This is a genomic window from Methylophilus sp. 'Pure River' (genome assembly GCF_046765995.1).
Classification (GTDB): Bacteria; Pseudomonadota; Gammaproteobacteria; order Burkholderiales; family Methylophilaceae; genus Methylophilus.
The window spans coordinates 318,724-332,973 of the sequence record NZ_JBKOUE010000003.1 but is presented as its reverse complement, the minus strand read 5'-3'; the positions used below and the strand labels follow the sequence as shown (position 1 = coordinate 332,973).

Here is a 14,250-nt window from a genome sequence, read left to right as displayed (position 1 = left end):
GTGAAACGAACTTGCGCCAATGATAGTGTACTCTTCGTATGCGAAAGTAGGTCATCCCCAAGCTCCTATTCTAAAAAGGCCTCAGCACCATGTGTTGAGGCCTTTTTTATTGCACGAAAATAGGGTTAGATATGAGGGCCGCCTCGTGAAATATACAAAAAAGCCTCTTTAAAAGAGGCTTTTTGCTTAGCGGATCGTTTAATTGATTGTTTGCCATTGCCCCTGTTCTGCTAAGCAAGCGCGATTGTTAGCTTGTTGTCGCTTACCCTGTTCTATCCATTCAAGCCGGTAAGATTTACATTTTTGATTGCCTTGCATAAAGTCTGCGGTTGGTGTGAGGTTGTATTCAATACGGCTATTAGGATTTACCCAATGAACTCGTTGGCCTATGCGTCCGAGTTCGAGGGCGTGGCCTATACAGCCCCTGTCATTATTATCAATCGCTTTGCCGATCTGGTTGCCGATGACTGCACCGATAATAGAGCCAAGAATAATCGCAATCGGTTTATTTGAGCCTTCGCCGACGCTGGCGCCAACTGCGCCGCCGATGACGCCGCCAGTGACTGTGCCGACAGTTTGCCACTGACATTCCCCACTGATGACGCCATAGTCATGCTGCCATTGATAGCCAGAATAGCCGCGATAATATGGGTCGTGTTTCTTCCTCCAGCCATGTGCTGGCGCGTGGGCAGGCGGGTCCGCGTAGCTGGTGCCTAATGTTGCGCACAGGGAGAATAAGACGCTGCTAATGATTACCTTGGTATTGTTCATGATTTGCTCCCGAGGGTCTATTGTTATGATGGGTACTGCTACTTGATTATAAAATGACTTTTTAACGGGTGTTGCGTTAAGCCTCAAAGAAAGGTAGGTAAGCAGCATGATGATGGCCACTTGTTGCAATATCAGTCGCTTGATTCTTCGTGTGCCAAAGAAGTGCATGCCTGCATGATAAAATGACAGGATGACTCAATATCATGTCCTGATTCCAAGTGCCGGCAGTGGCTCGCGTATGCAAAGTGTCGCGCCCAAACAATATTTGCCGCTCAATGGGAAACCAATCTTGCGTCACGCTATCGATACGTTTGAGGCGATACCTGTTATCAGCCGTATTTTTATTGTAACTGCACCTGAAGATGCTTATTGGTCGGGTGATTTGTTGCAAGGGTGTCATAAGACTCTGGTATTGTCTTGCGGTGGCGATAGTCGCGCGGCTTCTGTCTATCAAGGTTTGCAGGCGATGGCGTCATATATTGATCGCGAAGATTGGGTGTTAGTCCATGATGCCGCACGTCCTGGTGTCGATGCGGTGATGGTGCAGCGTTTAATTGACGCGATCGGACCGGCAGAAGTCGGCGGATTGCTTGCCTTGCCTCTGGCAGACACTTTGAAGCGTGCAGATGCTGAAAATCATGTAGCTGAGACTATTCCGCGTGAAGCATTGTGGCAGGCACAGACGCCGCAAATGTTTAAAGCTGGCATGTTGCAGCAGGCACTGGCTACATATTTGCACAGGCTGCCGACAGACGAAGCGCAGGCGATAGAGTGGGCAGGCCATTCACCCAAGCTGGTGCTGGGTGATTTGAAAAATTTAAAAATTACGTATCCGCATGATGTTGCCGTTGTCTCGGCGTTGATGCAGGCTACGCAGAGCGAACAGGATGCAGAATGATCCCCTTTAGAATTGGCCATGGCTTTGATGTACACGCGCTAGTGACTGGCCGCGACTGTATTATTGGTGGTGTTAATATCCCGCACAGCCACGGCCTGGACGGACATTCTGATGCGGATGTATTGCTGCATGCGATTTGCGATGCTTTGCTAGGCGCGGCTGCTTTGGGCGATATAGGCAAACATTTTCCACCAACCGATATGCGCTTTAAAGGCATAGATTCACGTGAGTTGTTGCGGCACGTGGTGGCCTTGCTCAACGATAAGGGGTATCTGGTTGGTAATGTGGACGCGACGGTGATTTGCGAAGCGCCACGCTTGGGTAAGCATACGGCGCAGATGTGCGCCAATATTGCGGCTGATTGCCAGGTCGCCCTGGATCAGGTGAACGTGAAAGCAACCACCACAGAAAAGCTCGGCTTTACCGGACGCAGCGAAGGCATCGCTGCCGAAGCTGTTTGTACCATTTATTCCAAGTAGTTTACATGCGATTGTTTAACCGTTTTGAAACGCTGATTTCTCCTTTTCCGCGAGAGATTATTTCTCAGCTGCCAACCAAGTTCTGGCCATTTATGTGGGCATGCTCGTATGGCATGCGCCGCTATATCCTGGCAATGACGATACTCACTGCCTGTATTGGTTCGTTTGAGGCGTTACTGTTCGCGTTGATGGGCAAAGTGGTCGACAAATTGACTGCGATTGAACCTAGCCAGTTGTGGACCAACCATCATGACACCTTGTGGCTGGTCGCCTCGATTTTAATGGGCAGTACGCTGATTATTGTCTTGCAAACCCTGATCAAGCACCAGACGCTGGCGGGTAATTTCCCCATGCGTTTACGCTGGCAGTTTCATCAGCATATGCTTAACCAGAGCATGGGTTTTTACCAAGATGAGTTCGCCGGTCGCGTCTCTGCAAAAGTCATGCAAACGGCGCTCGCCGTGCGTGAGGTCTGGTTTATTTTGGCCGATATCATGGTGTATGTGCTGCTGTATTTCACCACGATTGTGACGGTGGTCGGCAGCTTTCACCCATGGATGGTGCTACCGTTCCTTGGCTGGCTGTCACTCTATGCATGCGCCCTGGTGTATTTTATTCCGCGTCTGGCCAAGGTCTCCCAGCGCCAGGCCGATGCACGTGCCATGATGACGGGCCGTATTACCGATGCGTATACCAATATTTCTACCGTGAAATTATTTTCGCATGCCGGGCGCGAGGCGGGTTATGCGCAATCGGCCATGCAAGAGTTCCTGGATACCGTACATGGGCAAATGCGCATGGTCAGCGGTGTCGAGAGCATCAATCATTTCTTGAATATGTGTTTGATTATTGCCAGCGGCAGCATGGTGTTGTGGCTGTGGTCACAAAGCCTGGTGGCCGCCGGGGCAGTGGCGGCGGTGATGGCCATGGGTTTGCGCCTGAACGGGATTTCACACTGGGTGATGTGGGAGCTGACTTCGCTGTATGAGCAAATCGGTACCGTACAGGATGGCATGAATACCTTGTCGGTAGAAAACCAAGTGGTGGATGTGCCTGATGCGGTCGCTCTGCATGTGCCCAAAGGCGAAGTGGTGTTCCAGCAGGTCGATTTTGCTTATGACAAACAACCTCCCTTGCTACAAGGTTTTGACTTGCACATTCAGCCGGGCGAGCGCGTCGGTCTGGTCGGGCGTTCTGGCGCCGGTAAGTCGTCACTGGTGAATTTGCTGATGCGTTTTTACGATATCCAGGCCGGGCATATCCGTATTGATGGGCAGGCGATTGATACGGTAAAACAGGATTCTTTGCGCCAGCATATTGGCATGGTGACCCAGGATACGTCCTTGCTGCATCGTTCGGTGCGGGAAAATATTCTATATGGGCGCCCGGATGCCAGCGATGAAGAAATGATCACGGCAGCCAAGCGTGCCGAAGCCCATGACTTTATTCTCACCTTGCGCGATGCCAAAGGCCGCACCGGCTATGATGCGCACGTGGGTGAGCGAGGCGTTAAACTGTCTGGCGGCCAACGCCAGCGTATTGCCATTGCCCGTGTCATGCTCAAAAATGCACCGATACTGGTGCTGGACGAAGCGACCAGTGCACTGGACTCCGAGGTTGAATTAGCCATTCAGCATCACCTTGCCCAACTGATGGAAGGCAAAACGGTGATCGCCATTGCGCACCGCTTGTCGACCATTGCTGCCATGGACAGGCTGATTGTGCTGGATCACGGACGCATCGTCGAAACGGGGACGCATCATCAATTGCTGGCACAAGAGGGTATCTACGCCAAGTTGTGGGCACACCAGAGTGGTGGGTTTTTAGGCGAGTAACCGTCGTCACAATGGTGACGGTGCGCCTGAGTCACTTCTTTAATCAATTTAAAAACATATCAATAAATGTTATCCTCTATTGGGAGGTATCCGCCCAGGCAGAGTATGCATCTCATTACTTGGCAGTTTTGTTGTGTTAATCGAACATTACAACTGTGACAGTTTGTCATATTGCCGCCACTTTTCTGCAATCTAATCTGCTTAGTATTGTCATCAAATTTTCATGGAGTGTTAGCGATGTCTTGTCGTTCTATCTGGAACAGTCGCGGATTTACCTTACTAGAATTGCTGGTGGTGATGGTCATTATTGGCTTGCTGGCTGGCTATGTGGGGCCGAAGTATTTCCAGCAGATAGGTAAGTCTGAGGTGAAGACGGCGAAGGCACAGATTGCGGCGCTGGAGCAGGCACTGGATCAGTATCGATTGGATGTTGGTCACTATCCGGCCACCGAGCAAGGCTTGCAGGGCTTGATGACTAACGCCGATAACAATACACACTGGAGCGGCCCCTACCTGAAAAAAGAAGTCCCCAATGACCCGTGGGGTAAACCTTACCAGTACCGTGCACCAGGCCAACATGGCGAGTATGATTTGTTCAGTCTGGGTAAAGATGGCCAGGTTGGCGGCAGCGACGAAGCACAGGATATTACCAACTGGTAAATTGCCATGCATTATCAGGCAAAAGTTCTCAATGGTTCTACGTTGGCAATGGTGGAACTGCAGGCCGACGATGAACAAGATGCGTACGCGCAACTGAAATCCAAAGGCCTGATGCCAGTATCGCTGCATGCGCAAAAAGCGGCTAAGGTCTCCAGGCGCGAAGCGTTTCCGCTGGCCTTGTTCAGCCAAGAGTTGCTGGCGTTATTGCATTCAGGCTTGAACCTGGTAGAGGCCGTTGATGCCCTAGCGTTGCGCCAAGATCATACGCGTACGGTGTTGCAGGGGATCTTGCAGTCGCTGCAGCAAGGCAAATCATTCTCAGCTGCCCTTGAACGCCAGCCAACGGTGTTTCCGCCGCTCTATATCGCTACCGTCAAGGCCGCTGAGCGCACCGGTGATTTGGGCAATGCCTTGACGCGCTACATTGCCTACGACAACCAGGTCTCATTGCTCAAAAAGAAAATCGTCAGTGCGTCTATTTATCCAATGTTATTGATTGTGGTAGGCGGGTTGGTGATTGCCTTTTTAATGGGCTTCGTCGTACCCAAGTTCAGTAGTGTGTATGAAGGCACCGGCGCGGATTTGCCCTGGATGTCCAAAGTGATGTTGCAATGGGGCACGCTGATTTCGCAACATGGCGAGACCATGCTGGTGATATTGGCAGCGATGGTGGTTGGCCTGGTGTTGCTCTTCAAAACGCCGACAACGCGACAGTCTATGCTCAAAGCCATTTGGCGCATTCCGGCCATTGGTGAAAAACTCCATCTCTATCAGCTCGCCCGCTTTTACCGCACCTTAGGCATGTTGCTGGCAGGCGGTACACCGATTATGACCGCGCTTGATTCTTTGGGCGGCTTGCTGGACAGCAGCATGGCGCGCAGCCTGCAACAGGCGCAAACCATGATTAGCCAGGGGCAGCCGCTCTCCCATGCGTTTCAGACGGTCGGAATGACCACGCCGATTGGCGAGCGTATGCTGCTGGTCGGCGAGCGTGGTGGCAATGTGGCGCAGATGATGGACAGCATTGCCGGTTTTTATGATGAAGAACTGGCGCGCTGGATAGACTGGTTTACCAAATTGTTTGAGCCTTTGCTCATGCTGTTTATCGGCCTGGTCATCGGCGTCGTTGTGTTGTTACTGTATATGCCTATTTTCGAACTGGCGGGGCAAATCCAATGAACCAGCCTTTGTCCATGCTTTCGGCCGACGCGTTATCCCTTGCGCAAACACAGGCTTTGCAACAACAACGCCGCGTGATTGAAGTGCTGGAAGACATTGTCCCGGCTGACAGCGAAATGATGGTGAGCCAACTGGCGCAGTTGCTGCATTATCCGGTGGCGACCATGCGTGACATGCGCGAATGGCAAGTGGCCTTTGACGTGGTGAGCTATAACGAGGCACAGCAGAAAGAATGCCTGGCGTTTTATGATGCGGCACAAACCCTCATTCTGGTGTTTGCTGACCCGTTTAACCGCCAGTTGCCACTGTGGGCACAGCATGCGGTGCAAGTGCCGTTTGAGTGGCGCCTGGCGCATCGGTTAGAGATTAGTGCTTATCTGGCAGGCGAAGAAGAAACCATGCGCGCCATGGATGGCGTCGGGCTCTCGACGGAGCATGCCGCAGCCGAAGGCGACGAAGAAGTCGTCATGCAGTTATCGTTGAAGTCTATTCACGAAGATGCCAACCCCATCGTCAAACTGATTAACTCCACTTTGTATGACGCGCTGAAAACCGGTGCCAGTGACATCCACCTGGAAACGCATCCTGGCGGCCTGGCGGTGAAATACCGCATTGATGGCGTGATGGCCAGTATTGCCAACAGTCCTGGCCTGGACAGCGCAGAGCAGGCGATTTCACGTATCAAGGTGATGGCGCAACTGGATATTGCCGAGCGTCGCATTCCGCAAGATGGCCGCTTTAAAGTGCACGCCATGGGCAGGTTGATTGATTTCCGCGTTTCTATCATGCCGAGTGCTTTTGGTGAGGATGCCGTGTTGCGTGTGCTGGACCGCAAAGCCCTGACCGAGCAGGCGCAAGGCCTTAGCTTGAAAGCGCTGGGTTTTGATGCTGATGTGATTGCCCGGTTTAGAAAATTGGCCAGTGAGCCTTATGGCATGGTGCTGGTGACGGGGCCGACAGGTAGTGGTAAAACCACCTCTTTATATGCGGCGATTTCAGAGGTGAACACTGGTTTTGACAAAATCATCACCATTGAAGACCCGGTCGAATATCAATTACCCGGCGTGCTGCAAATCCCGGTTAATGAGAAAAAAGGCCTGACTTTTGCGCGCGGCCTGCGCTCGATTTTGCGCCATGACCCGGACAAGATCATGGTGGGGGAAATTCGTGATGCCGAAACTGCGCAAATCGCCGTGCAGGCCGCGCTCACCGGCCACCTGGTGTTTTCCACTGTGCACGCCAACAGCGTGCTCGATGTGATCGGCCGCTTTATGCATATGGGCGTCGATCCTTACCATTTTGTGTCGGCGGTCAATGGCATCGTCGCTCAGCGGCTGGTGCGCGCCTTGTGTCCGCATTGTGCCGAACCATTTGTGCCGGATGAGGACATGTTACGCACTTCTGGCCTGACTGCAGCGCAGGCTGCTGGCATGCAGTTCAAACACGCGCAAGGCTGCGGCCATTGCCGCGGCACTGGTTACAAAGGGCGCAAGGCCGTGGCAGAAATGCTTGTACTCAATGATGAGCTGCGCGAGATGATTATCGCCAGGCAGCCGATCCGTCAATTAAAAGAAGCGGCAGCCAGAAATGGCATGCGCACGATTCGCGAGGCTGCCGTCAGTGCGGCCGCAGAGGGCATGACCAGCTTACAGGAGATCAACCGTGTCACGTTTATTGCCTGAGTGGTCATGGTGTGGCCTGACCAAAGTGCTGGTGACCGCAGACCAGTTACTGGCAGAGCACAGGCCTGCGGGCTTGCGCACGCGTAGCCTGACCGCGCAAAGCAGCTGGAACGGCACTGATTTGCAAGCGGCGCTGCCAGCGCTGTTGTCACAACTCCCCGCCAGTCGTTGGCAGCGGATAGAAGTGTATATTGCCGACAAGCATGTGCACCTGTTGCGCTTGCCTGCCATGACGCAAAGCTTGCAGTCGCTGGATGTGTCTGGGCAGGAGCAGCAGGCCTATGCGCGCGCGATCTTGATGCAAACTTATGGTGAAGCGGCACGAGCCTGGCCGTTCCGTTTGCAGGATATACAGCCGCCGCAAGACAGCTTGCTGGTGGCGATTTCTGCCTTGGCATCCCTGGATATAAATGCATTATTGGCCAGCCATGCCATGCAGTGGACTGTGCAGCCTTATGCCAGCGCCTTGTGGGCGAATACGCGTTTGCCAGCAAGTGGGACTGTGCTGACGGCTGAGCCACAGATGCTGCGATTATTGCAACTGGATCACGGTCGCATGACCCATGTCGCCAGCCTGGCGGCAGACATGACTGACGTGGCGATTATCGCTGCCTGGCTCATGCGCGAACGTACCTTGCTTGGTGTGCAGGCTTCCTCGTGCTACTGGTTGCTGGAGCCTGGTTGCCAGGTGATGGAAAAGACTGGACGCCGCCTAAAACAGGCATTGTCCGACCAGGTGTCATGGCAAGTCTTGCCATCCAGCCGTGCGGTTGCCCCATTGCGGCAGGAGCTTGCGCATGTGGCCTAACCCGAATTACCAACTGGAATTTTCGCGGCCAGTATTTGCCTGGCAGGCGTTGCGCTGGCCGGGCGGCTTGCTGGTGGCGGTATTAAGCGTGCTGGTCGCTGTCAAGTACGCGGCATTCACTGAGATGGAGGCGCAATTGCAGCTTCTGGCGCAACGTCAGCAGCAATTGTCGCAACAACAAGCAAGTGCAACCACCGCAGTACATCAGTCTGTTAGCAAAGTGGTCGCCAGGCAAGCCGTCGCAGTCCTCAGTCAGCCGCAACAAAAGGCTGCCGAAAAAATGGTGCAACAGCTCAATGTGCGCTGGTTTGATTTGCTACAGGCGCTGGAGTCGCAACAAGTGCCGGAGATTGCTTTGTTGCAATTGTTACCAGATGCCAACCGCGCTCAGTTTGTGTTGTCAGGCGAGGCCAAGAGTTACCAAGATTTATTGAAGTATGTGAGTCAGTTGCAGGCGGTACCGGTGCTGAGCCAGGTACATCTGCAAAAGCATCAGGTCAACGAGAGCCATCCGCAGCGCCCGGTCAGTTTTGAGATTCAGGGGGGCTGGCAGCCATGACTGTAGTACGGTTCCCCTCGCCTATGTACGTGGTCTGGCTGGCGCGCCGCGCTGCCTGTTATCTAGGCTGGGTGCCCATGGTGTTATCGCTTGCATTACTGCTGATGTGGGGAGTGTTATCACATCAGCAGTCTTCGCAGGTGGCGCAGATAGACGCATTAGAAAAAGACATCCGGCAACTGGCGGCGCACCGCCTGGCCGCCGCGCCTGTGGTCGCAGAAAAAAACTCGGCGAAACCAGATTCTGCTGTTAAAGCACAGTCGTTACCGGATGATTCTGTGCAGTTGGCAGTGCTTTGGCAGCAGTTGCCAGCATTCAGTGATCTTTCGCCGCGCATGATGCATATTGCTAGCCTGGCGCAAAAACGGCAGATCGCCCTCAATGTGGGCGATTACCAGTGGCAGGCACACCAGGCTAACACTGCGACACATGACATTCAGCAATTTGATATGCGTTTTACCATTCAGGCCGACTACGCGACTTGTCGCCAGTTCATCCTGGATGTGCTGCGGCAATATCCCTCTATGGCGTTGACCGGGCTGGAGCTGCGTAAAAATGAAACGGTACAACCCGTTGTCGATGCCACGTTGACGTTCTCAGTGTTTATCCGCGGAGGGCGTGCTCATGGTGCCTGAATCCAAACCATCCACACGACCACTGTTGTGGCTGGCCCTGTTGCTCACGCTGGGCCTGGTCTATTGGCAATGGTCGCAAGAGGATGTCGCTGCTGAGACTACCGTTGTCGCTGCCAAACCAAGGGTGAACAGCCCCCTGCTGCGCGTAGAAGCGGCCGCGATGCCGCAAGCACCTGACAGTCAGCCCGTTGTTGCACCTGCGACGGCATCAGTCTCGGTCGCTGCCATGCCTGCCAGTGAGGGGACTTATTTCACACGCCAGTTGCCAGCCAAAAAGCTGAGTCATCCCCTTTTTGCGGCACATGAGTGGTTGCCACCGCCGCCCAAGCCGCAACCACCGCCACCGCCTGAGGCACCCCCTTTGCCTTATAGCTATGTGGGCAGCATGCAGGATGTGCCAGGCGGCGATGTGGTGATTTTAATACAGCAGAAAAAAGTGCTACTGCCCAAGCTGGGGAGCAATGTCAGTGCGCAGTGGCGACTCGACCGTGAGGATATGCAGTCTGTGTATTTCACCTATGTGCCACTGAATAAGGTGGTGGTACTGAGCAAAACCAAAACAGCGACAGCAGCTGGCCAGCGCCAGGCGATGGCTGACGCTGACAACAATCATCAGGAAGAAATGCTTAACCAATGAATGCTTTTCAGTTAAATCAGCCTTTGCGGACTGCGATCCCGCGTTATATCGCCATCAGCATGTCGGCCTGGGTGTTGTCATCGTGTGGCCTGTTTCCGCCCAAACTCACTGCGACCACACCAGAAGGTAAAGTGCATGAGTTGGCGCAACAAGTGGCAGAGCGCCCGGCGGATGTGGTGTTGCGTAACCGCTGGTTCCGCGAGCGCGAACAGGCGATTAATGCGCTGTCTGCCGAGGCTGAAGCTGCCGATGCCAGAGGAGATATGGCGGCGGCCAAGCAGGTGTACGCGCGTATTTTAACGCTGGATCCGCACCATATTAAAGCGCAGGCCTATGAAAACGCCAGTGCGCGTGAAGTTGCCTTGCGCAAGCAGTTGGATGCTGTCAAACAGCATATGGATAGCCCCAAACAGGCCTTGAAAGAGGTGCGTGATATCTTGCTGGAGCAACCGACCAATGCCGAAGCGCAGGCCCTGGAAAAGCAATTGATCGCCATGGAGCCGCGTGCCCGTGCAGCCTTGCCGCAATTGCAGACCAGCTTGAACAAGCCGGTGACACTGGAGTTGCGTGATGCCAATATCAAAGTGGTGTTTGAGGCCTTGTCTCGCGCCACTGGTGTGAATTTTGTACTGGATAAAGACATCAAGCCGGAAACCAAAGCGTCGGTGTTCGTGAAGAAAATGCCGATTGAAGAAGCCATCGACATGGTGTTGGCCAGCAACGGCTTGCAAAAGAAAGTGCTGTCTGCCAATAGCGCCTTGGTGTACCCGGCGACACAGCAAAAGAACAAAGACTACCAGGATTTGCTGATCCGTAATTTTTACTTTGCCAACACCAGTGCCAAGCAATGTGCTGATATGTTGCGCACTATTCTGAAAATCCGTGATGTGTATGTGGACGAGCGCCTGAACATGCTGGTGCTCAGAGACAAGCCGGAAGTACTGGCGCTGGCCGAGAAGATGATCAAGGCGCAGGATATTGCCGACCCGGAAGTCATGCTCGAAATTGAGGTGATGGAAATCACGCGCGGCAAAATGAACCAGTTGGGGATTGTCTACCCATCGTCACTCACGGTACTCGATAGCCAGTTAACGCTAGAAGCGCTCAAGCGCATCAAATCGTCTGATATCGGCGTCAGCCCTAATCCCAGCCTGCAATTCAAAACCACAGACAGTGATTTGAACCTGTTGTCCAATCCGCGTATCCGCGTAAAAAATAACGAAAAAGCCAAAGTACTGGTGGGTAACAAGGTACCGGTGATTACCACCAATACCACCGCCAACGTGGGGACGTCTGAGAGCGTGTCTTATGTGGATGTCGGCCTCAAACTAGAGGTTGAGCCACGCGTGATGCTGGATGATTTTGTCAGCATTAAAGTCAACCTGGAAGTCAGCTCACTGGGCGAAGCGATTACGCTGAGCAATAACTCCAAGGTGTATAACATAGGCACCCGTAACGCGACCACCATGTTGCGCCTCAAGCATGGCGAAACACAAATTCTGGCAGGCCTGATTCAGGACTCGGAACGTAAAAACGCTGACAAATTACCGGGCCTGGGTGAAATCCCGATTTTGGGTCGTTTGTTCTCGCGCCATATTGATGAAAAGAATAAAACCGAAATTGTGCTGGCGATCACGCCCAAAGTCATCAGCAATGTGACCTTGCCGGAAGCCACCTTCTCTGAATACTGGAGCGGGACCGACACGGTGATTTCTGACAAGCCGTTGTTAAACAGCATGCCGAGCAACACACTCACACGTAGCCAGCAGGCACGCGAACAACAGTTGCAACGTCAGCGCGAGTTGAATGATGCTGCAGATGTACCGGGTAATGATACGCCGGAGTCTGCGCCAGCCCCTGAGCCGGTGGCCTTGCCTGCCCCGGATGCACCACCAGCCAACAATGAGTCTACAGAGCCTGCGTCAGCCATGCCGGGTTTGTCTAACAATGTGAATGGCATTTCGGAGCAGGGCACAACCACCTTACCGGCCCCCAAGGTGATTCCTTGATGGTTGACAACGTGAAACGCACGCCTGGATTTACCCTGATTGAACTGATGGTGTCGCTGGCTATTATTGCCATCATGGCCAGTATCGCCACGCCCATGATACAACTGACGGTGCAGCGGCAAAAAGAGCAGCAATTGCGCGAGCATTTGCGCGAGATGCGGCGCGCGATTGATGCTTACAAAAAGGCAGCGGATGAGGGCAGGGTGAAAAAGAATGCCGATGCCAGTGGTTATCCGCCCAATTTGCAGGTGCTGGTCGACGGCGTGGAAGATGCCAAAAGCGCCAAGCATGAGCGCATACGTTTCTTACGTCACATTCCTCAAGACCCGATGATGAAAAATCAGGGCGCTGGCAGTTTAAATCAGGCGTGGGGGCTACGCAGCTATGACAGCTCACCTGAGCAGCCGCGCTATACGCAGGATGTCTACGATGTGTATTCATTAAGCACGCAAACCGGCATCAATGGAGTAGCTTATGCGCAATGGTAAGCGGCGTGGTTTTACGCTGGTAGAGCTGCTGGTGGTGCTATCGATTCTGGCTTTGCTGTTGTCGCTGGCGGTGCCGCGTTATTTTTCAGGCGTGCAACGCGCCAAGGATCAGGCGCTCAAACAGCAACTGATCACCACGCGTAAGGCACTGGATGAATATTATGCCGATCAGGGACAGTATCCGGACACCTTGCAGGAGCTGGTCGACAAACATTACCTGGACAAATTACCCTGGGACCCGATTGCCGAGCGCAATGATGTCTGGGTGATTACGCCGCCGGAGTTGCCTGTGGTGGGCGGCGTATATACCCTGCACAGCAGCGCGACCGGCCAGGCCGCCGATGGCTCTGCCTACACCGACTGGTAAGCGAAGGCATGCGCAGGCAAGACGGTTTTTCTTACATAGGTGTGATGGTGACGCTGGTGATTGCAGCCATTGGCATGCAAGGTGCCGCTGTGATGTGGCAGCAGCAATCCCAACGCAGCAATGAGGCCTTGTTGCTGGAGACCGGCGAAGCTTACCGGTTGGCGATCGGACGTTATTATGAATCGACCCCGCAGCCAGTCAAACAATACCCGATACGGCTAGAGGAGTTAATTGAGGACAAGCGTTTCCCGGTGCCCAAGCGGCATTTACGCAAGCTATATGCAGACCCGTTTGTTGTGAAGCAGGGCATGACCTTAATCATGCGCGATGGCCGGATTGTTGGCGTGCATAGCCAGTCCTTATTAGCGCCGATACGCAGTAGCGGCTACCAGGAGTCGCAGTCAGGTTTTCACGGCGCCAAGCATTACCGCGAGTGGCTGTTTGTGTATGAGCCGAATACCCTGGCTGACCTTGAGCTGGCGTGGGTCAATCGTTAAACCAGGTCAGTTACTGACTTGGCTGGCATAACCTGTGGGTGCAAGCCTGGTTTTGAACGCCTGGTAATAGCCAAGCACTTTGGGGATATATTGCCTGGTTTCGGCAAAAGGTGGCACGGCGTGCTGGTGGGTCTTCACTGCTTGTGGCCCGGCATTGTAGGCCGCCAGGGCCAGGGTGACATTGCCTTCAAACATATCCAGCATGCGCTTTAAATAATGTGAACCCCATAATATCTGCTGTGGCACTGACCATTGTCTGACCGGAATGGCGGTCATGGTTTGTGCTGTGGCGGGCAGCACTTGCATCAGGCCATAAGCACCTTTACGTGATAGCGCCTTGGGGTTGTAGCCGGACTCAGTGGCAATCACGGCGTGAATCAGTGCGGGCTCTATCTGCGTGGCTTCGGCGGCAGCCTGTACCTCAGCCTGATAGGGCACAGTACCGCCTTTCCATTGAGATGACTGGCGACCGCGGGCTGGCGCGAAAGCGTCATTTTCTGCCTCTGAGGCGTCAATATTACTGATGACTAATTCACTGTCACTGGAGTTATCCAACTGGATATGTTCGGCGAGTATCTGTGTTGTTAAACCAACAGCCGTTGTCTCCGCATTGGCGGTACCACAAACGATCGCCGTCGCTAACAACAGGGCCAGTCTGGTTCGGTGCGAGCTGTGAGCGGGTACATTCATGATGGCACTGATTGTGTCACAGTCATGTGACACGGCAAAGACAAGCGGCCATGCGC

Annotated in this window: 16 protein-coding genes; 14 read left to right on the top strand and 2 right to left on the bottom strand. The window is 53.6% G+C overall.

Annotated elements, in window-relative coordinates:
* Positions 1–198: 198 nt before the first annotated feature.
* On the bottom strand, positions 199–771 hold the full coding sequence (locus ACIDE9_RS05325; RefSeq protein ID WP_411993293.1) for a glycine zipper 2TM domain-containing protein: 573 nt from the start codon (positions 769–771) through the stop codon (positions 199–201).
* A gap of 190 nt (positions 772–961) precedes the next feature.
* Here ACIDE9_RS05325 and ispD point away from each other — a divergent pair, with 190 nt between their 5' ends.
* From ispD to ACIDE9_RS05255, 14 genes are all read left to right on the top strand, one after another.
* The gene (gene ispD / locus ACIDE9_RS05320; protein ID WP_411993291.1) at positions 962–1,669 is read left to right on the top strand and encodes a 2-C-methyl-D-erythritol 4-phosphate cytidylyltransferase; all 708 of its coding nucleotides are present in this window, start codon (positions 962–964) and stop codon (positions 1,667–1,669) included.
* Positions 1,666–2,148: a 2-C-methyl-D-erythritol 2,4-cyclodiphosphate synthase gene (gene ispF, locus ACIDE9_RS05315; RefSeq protein ID WP_411993289.1), complete on the top strand. Its 483-nt coding sequence runs from the start codon at positions 1,666–1,668 to the stop codon at positions 2,146–2,148. Before ispD ends, ispF begins: the two co-directional genes overlap by 4 nt.
* A gap of 5 nt (positions 2,149–2,153) precedes the next feature.
* Positions 2,154–3,983 (top strand): ABC transporter ATP-binding protein, encoded by a 1,830-nt coding sequence (locus ACIDE9_RS05310; protein WP_411993288.1) that lies wholly within the window; start codon positions 2,154–2,156, stop codon positions 3,981–3,983.
* A gap of 237 nt (positions 3,984–4,220) precedes the next feature.
* Positions 4,221–4,643, top strand: coding sequence for a type II secretion system major pseudopilin GspG (gspG, locus tag ACIDE9_RS05305; protein ID WP_411993286.1), 423 nt, complete (start codon positions 4,221–4,223; stop codon positions 4,641–4,643).
* 6 nt (positions 4,644–4,649) lie between these two features.
* Entirely contained in the window at positions 4,650–5,822 is a 1,173-nt protein-coding gene (locus ACIDE9_RS05300) for a type II secretion system F family protein (RefSeq protein ID WP_411993284.1), read from the top strand.
* Entirely contained in the window at positions 5,819–7,504 is a 1,686-nt protein-coding gene (locus ACIDE9_RS05295; RefSeq protein ID WP_411993282.1) for a GspE/PulE family protein, read from the top strand. Before ACIDE9_RS05300 ends, ACIDE9_RS05295 begins: the two co-directional genes overlap by 4 nt.
* Positions 7,485–8,312 (top strand): hypothetical protein, encoded by an 828-nt coding sequence (locus tag ACIDE9_RS05290; protein WP_411993280.1) that lies wholly within the window; start codon positions 7,485–7,487, stop codon positions 8,310–8,312. Before ACIDE9_RS05295 ends, ACIDE9_RS05290 begins: the two co-directional genes overlap by 20 nt.
* Positions 8,302–8,871: a PilN domain-containing protein gene (locus ACIDE9_RS05285; RefSeq protein ID WP_411993278.1), complete on the top strand. Its 570-nt coding sequence runs from the start codon at positions 8,302–8,304 to the stop codon at positions 8,869–8,871. Before ACIDE9_RS05290 ends, ACIDE9_RS05285 begins: the two co-directional genes overlap by 11 nt.
* Positions 8,868–9,506: a hypothetical protein gene (locus ACIDE9_RS05280; protein ID WP_411993276.1), complete on the top strand. Its 639-nt coding sequence runs from the start codon at positions 8,868–8,870 to the stop codon at positions 9,504–9,506. The genes ACIDE9_RS05285 and ACIDE9_RS05280 overlap by 4 nt, the downstream gene beginning before the upstream one ends.
* Positions 9,496–10,143: a hypothetical protein gene (locus ACIDE9_RS05275; protein WP_411993274.1), complete on the top strand. Its 648-nt coding sequence runs from the start codon at positions 9,496–9,498 to the stop codon at positions 10,141–10,143. The genes ACIDE9_RS05280 and ACIDE9_RS05275 overlap by 11 nt, the downstream gene beginning before the upstream one ends.
* Complete coding sequence (locus ACIDE9_RS05270) at positions 10,140–12,152, top strand: secretin and TonB N-terminal domain-containing protein (protein ID WP_411993272.1); 2,013 nt, start codon at positions 10,140–10,142, stop codon at positions 12,150–12,152. The genes ACIDE9_RS05275 and ACIDE9_RS05270 overlap by 4 nt, the downstream gene beginning before the upstream one ends.
* A complete protein-coding gene (locus ACIDE9_RS05265) occupies positions 12,152–12,640 on the top strand; it encodes a type II secretion system protein (RefSeq protein ID WP_411993270.1) in 489 nt (162 codons plus the stop codon). The genes ACIDE9_RS05270 and ACIDE9_RS05265 overlap by 1 nt, the downstream gene beginning before the upstream one ends.
* Positions 12,627–13,007, top strand: coding sequence for a type II secretion system protein (locus tag ACIDE9_RS05260; protein ID WP_411993269.1), 381 nt, complete (start codon positions 12,627–12,629; stop codon positions 13,005–13,007). Before ACIDE9_RS05265 ends, ACIDE9_RS05260 begins: the two co-directional genes overlap by 14 nt.
* A gap of 8 nt (positions 13,008–13,015) precedes the next feature.
* Positions 13,016–13,504, top strand: coding sequence for a type II secretion system protein (locus tag ACIDE9_RS05255; RefSeq protein ID WP_411993267.1), 489 nt, complete (start codon positions 13,016–13,018; stop codon positions 13,502–13,504).
* A 6-nt stretch (positions 13,505–13,510) separates the two neighbouring features.
* Here ACIDE9_RS05255 and ACIDE9_RS05250 read toward each other — a convergent pair whose 3' ends face one another.
* Positions 13,511–14,194: a lytic transglycosylase domain-containing protein gene (locus ACIDE9_RS05250; protein ID WP_411993266.1), complete on the bottom strand. Its 684-nt coding sequence runs from the start codon at positions 14,192–14,194 to the stop codon at positions 13,511–13,513.
* Positions 14,195–14,250 lie beyond the last annotated feature (56 nt).

Bases quoted from the DNA above. Each gene is read 5' to 3' on its own strand.
- ACIDE9_RS05325 (WP_411993293.1), bottom strand. From the start codon at position 771: ATGAACAATACCAAGGTAATCATTAGCAGCGTCTTATTCTCCCTGTGC.
- ispD (WP_411993291.1), top strand. From the start codon at position 962: ATGACTCAATATCATGTCCTGATTCCAAGTGCCGGCAGTGGCTCGCGT.
- ispF (WP_411993289.1), top strand. From the start codon at position 1,666: ATGATCCCCTTTAGAATTGGCCATGGCTTTGATGTACACGCGCTAGTG.
- ACIDE9_RS05310 (WP_411993288.1), top strand. From the start codon at position 2,154: ATGCGATTGTTTAACCGTTTTGAAACGCTGATTTCTCCTTTTCCGCGA.
- gspG (WP_411993286.1), top strand. From the start codon at position 4,221: ATGTCTTGTCGTTCTATCTGGAACAGTCGCGGATTTACCTTACTAGAA.
- ACIDE9_RS05300 (WP_411993284.1), top strand. From the start codon at position 4,650: ATGCATTATCAGGCAAAAGTTCTCAATGGTTCTACGTTGGCAATGGTG.
- ACIDE9_RS05295 (WP_411993282.1), top strand. From the start codon at position 5,819: ATGAACCAGCCTTTGTCCATGCTTTCGGCCGACGCGTTATCCCTTGCG.
- ACIDE9_RS05285 (WP_411993278.1), top strand. From the start codon at position 8,302: ATGTGGCCTAACCCGAATTACCAACTGGAATTTTCGCGGCCAGTATTT.
- ACIDE9_RS05280 (WP_411993276.1), top strand. From the start codon at position 8,868: ATGACTGTAGTACGGTTCCCCTCGCCTATGTACGTGGTCTGGCTGGCG.
- ACIDE9_RS05275 (WP_411993274.1), top strand. From the start codon at position 9,496: ATGGTGCCTGAATCCAAACCATCCACACGACCACTGTTGTGGCTGGCC.
- ACIDE9_RS05270 (WP_411993272.1), top strand. From the start codon at position 10,140: ATGAATGCTTTTCAGTTAAATCAGCCTTTGCGGACTGCGATCCCGCGT.
- ACIDE9_RS05265 (WP_411993270.1), top strand. From the start codon at position 12,152: ATGGTTGACAACGTGAAACGCACGCCTGGATTTACCCTGATTGAACTG.
- ACIDE9_RS05260 (WP_411993269.1), top strand. From the start codon at position 12,627: ATGCGCAATGGTAAGCGGCGTGGTTTTACGCTGGTAGAGCTGCTGGTG.
- ACIDE9_RS05255 (WP_411993267.1), top strand. From the start codon at position 13,016: ATGCGCAGGCAAGACGGTTTTTCTTACATAGGTGTGATGGTGACGCTG.
- ACIDE9_RS05250 (WP_411993266.1), bottom strand. From the start codon at position 14,194: ATGAATGTACCCGCTCACAGCTCGCACCGAACCAGACTGGCCCTGTTG.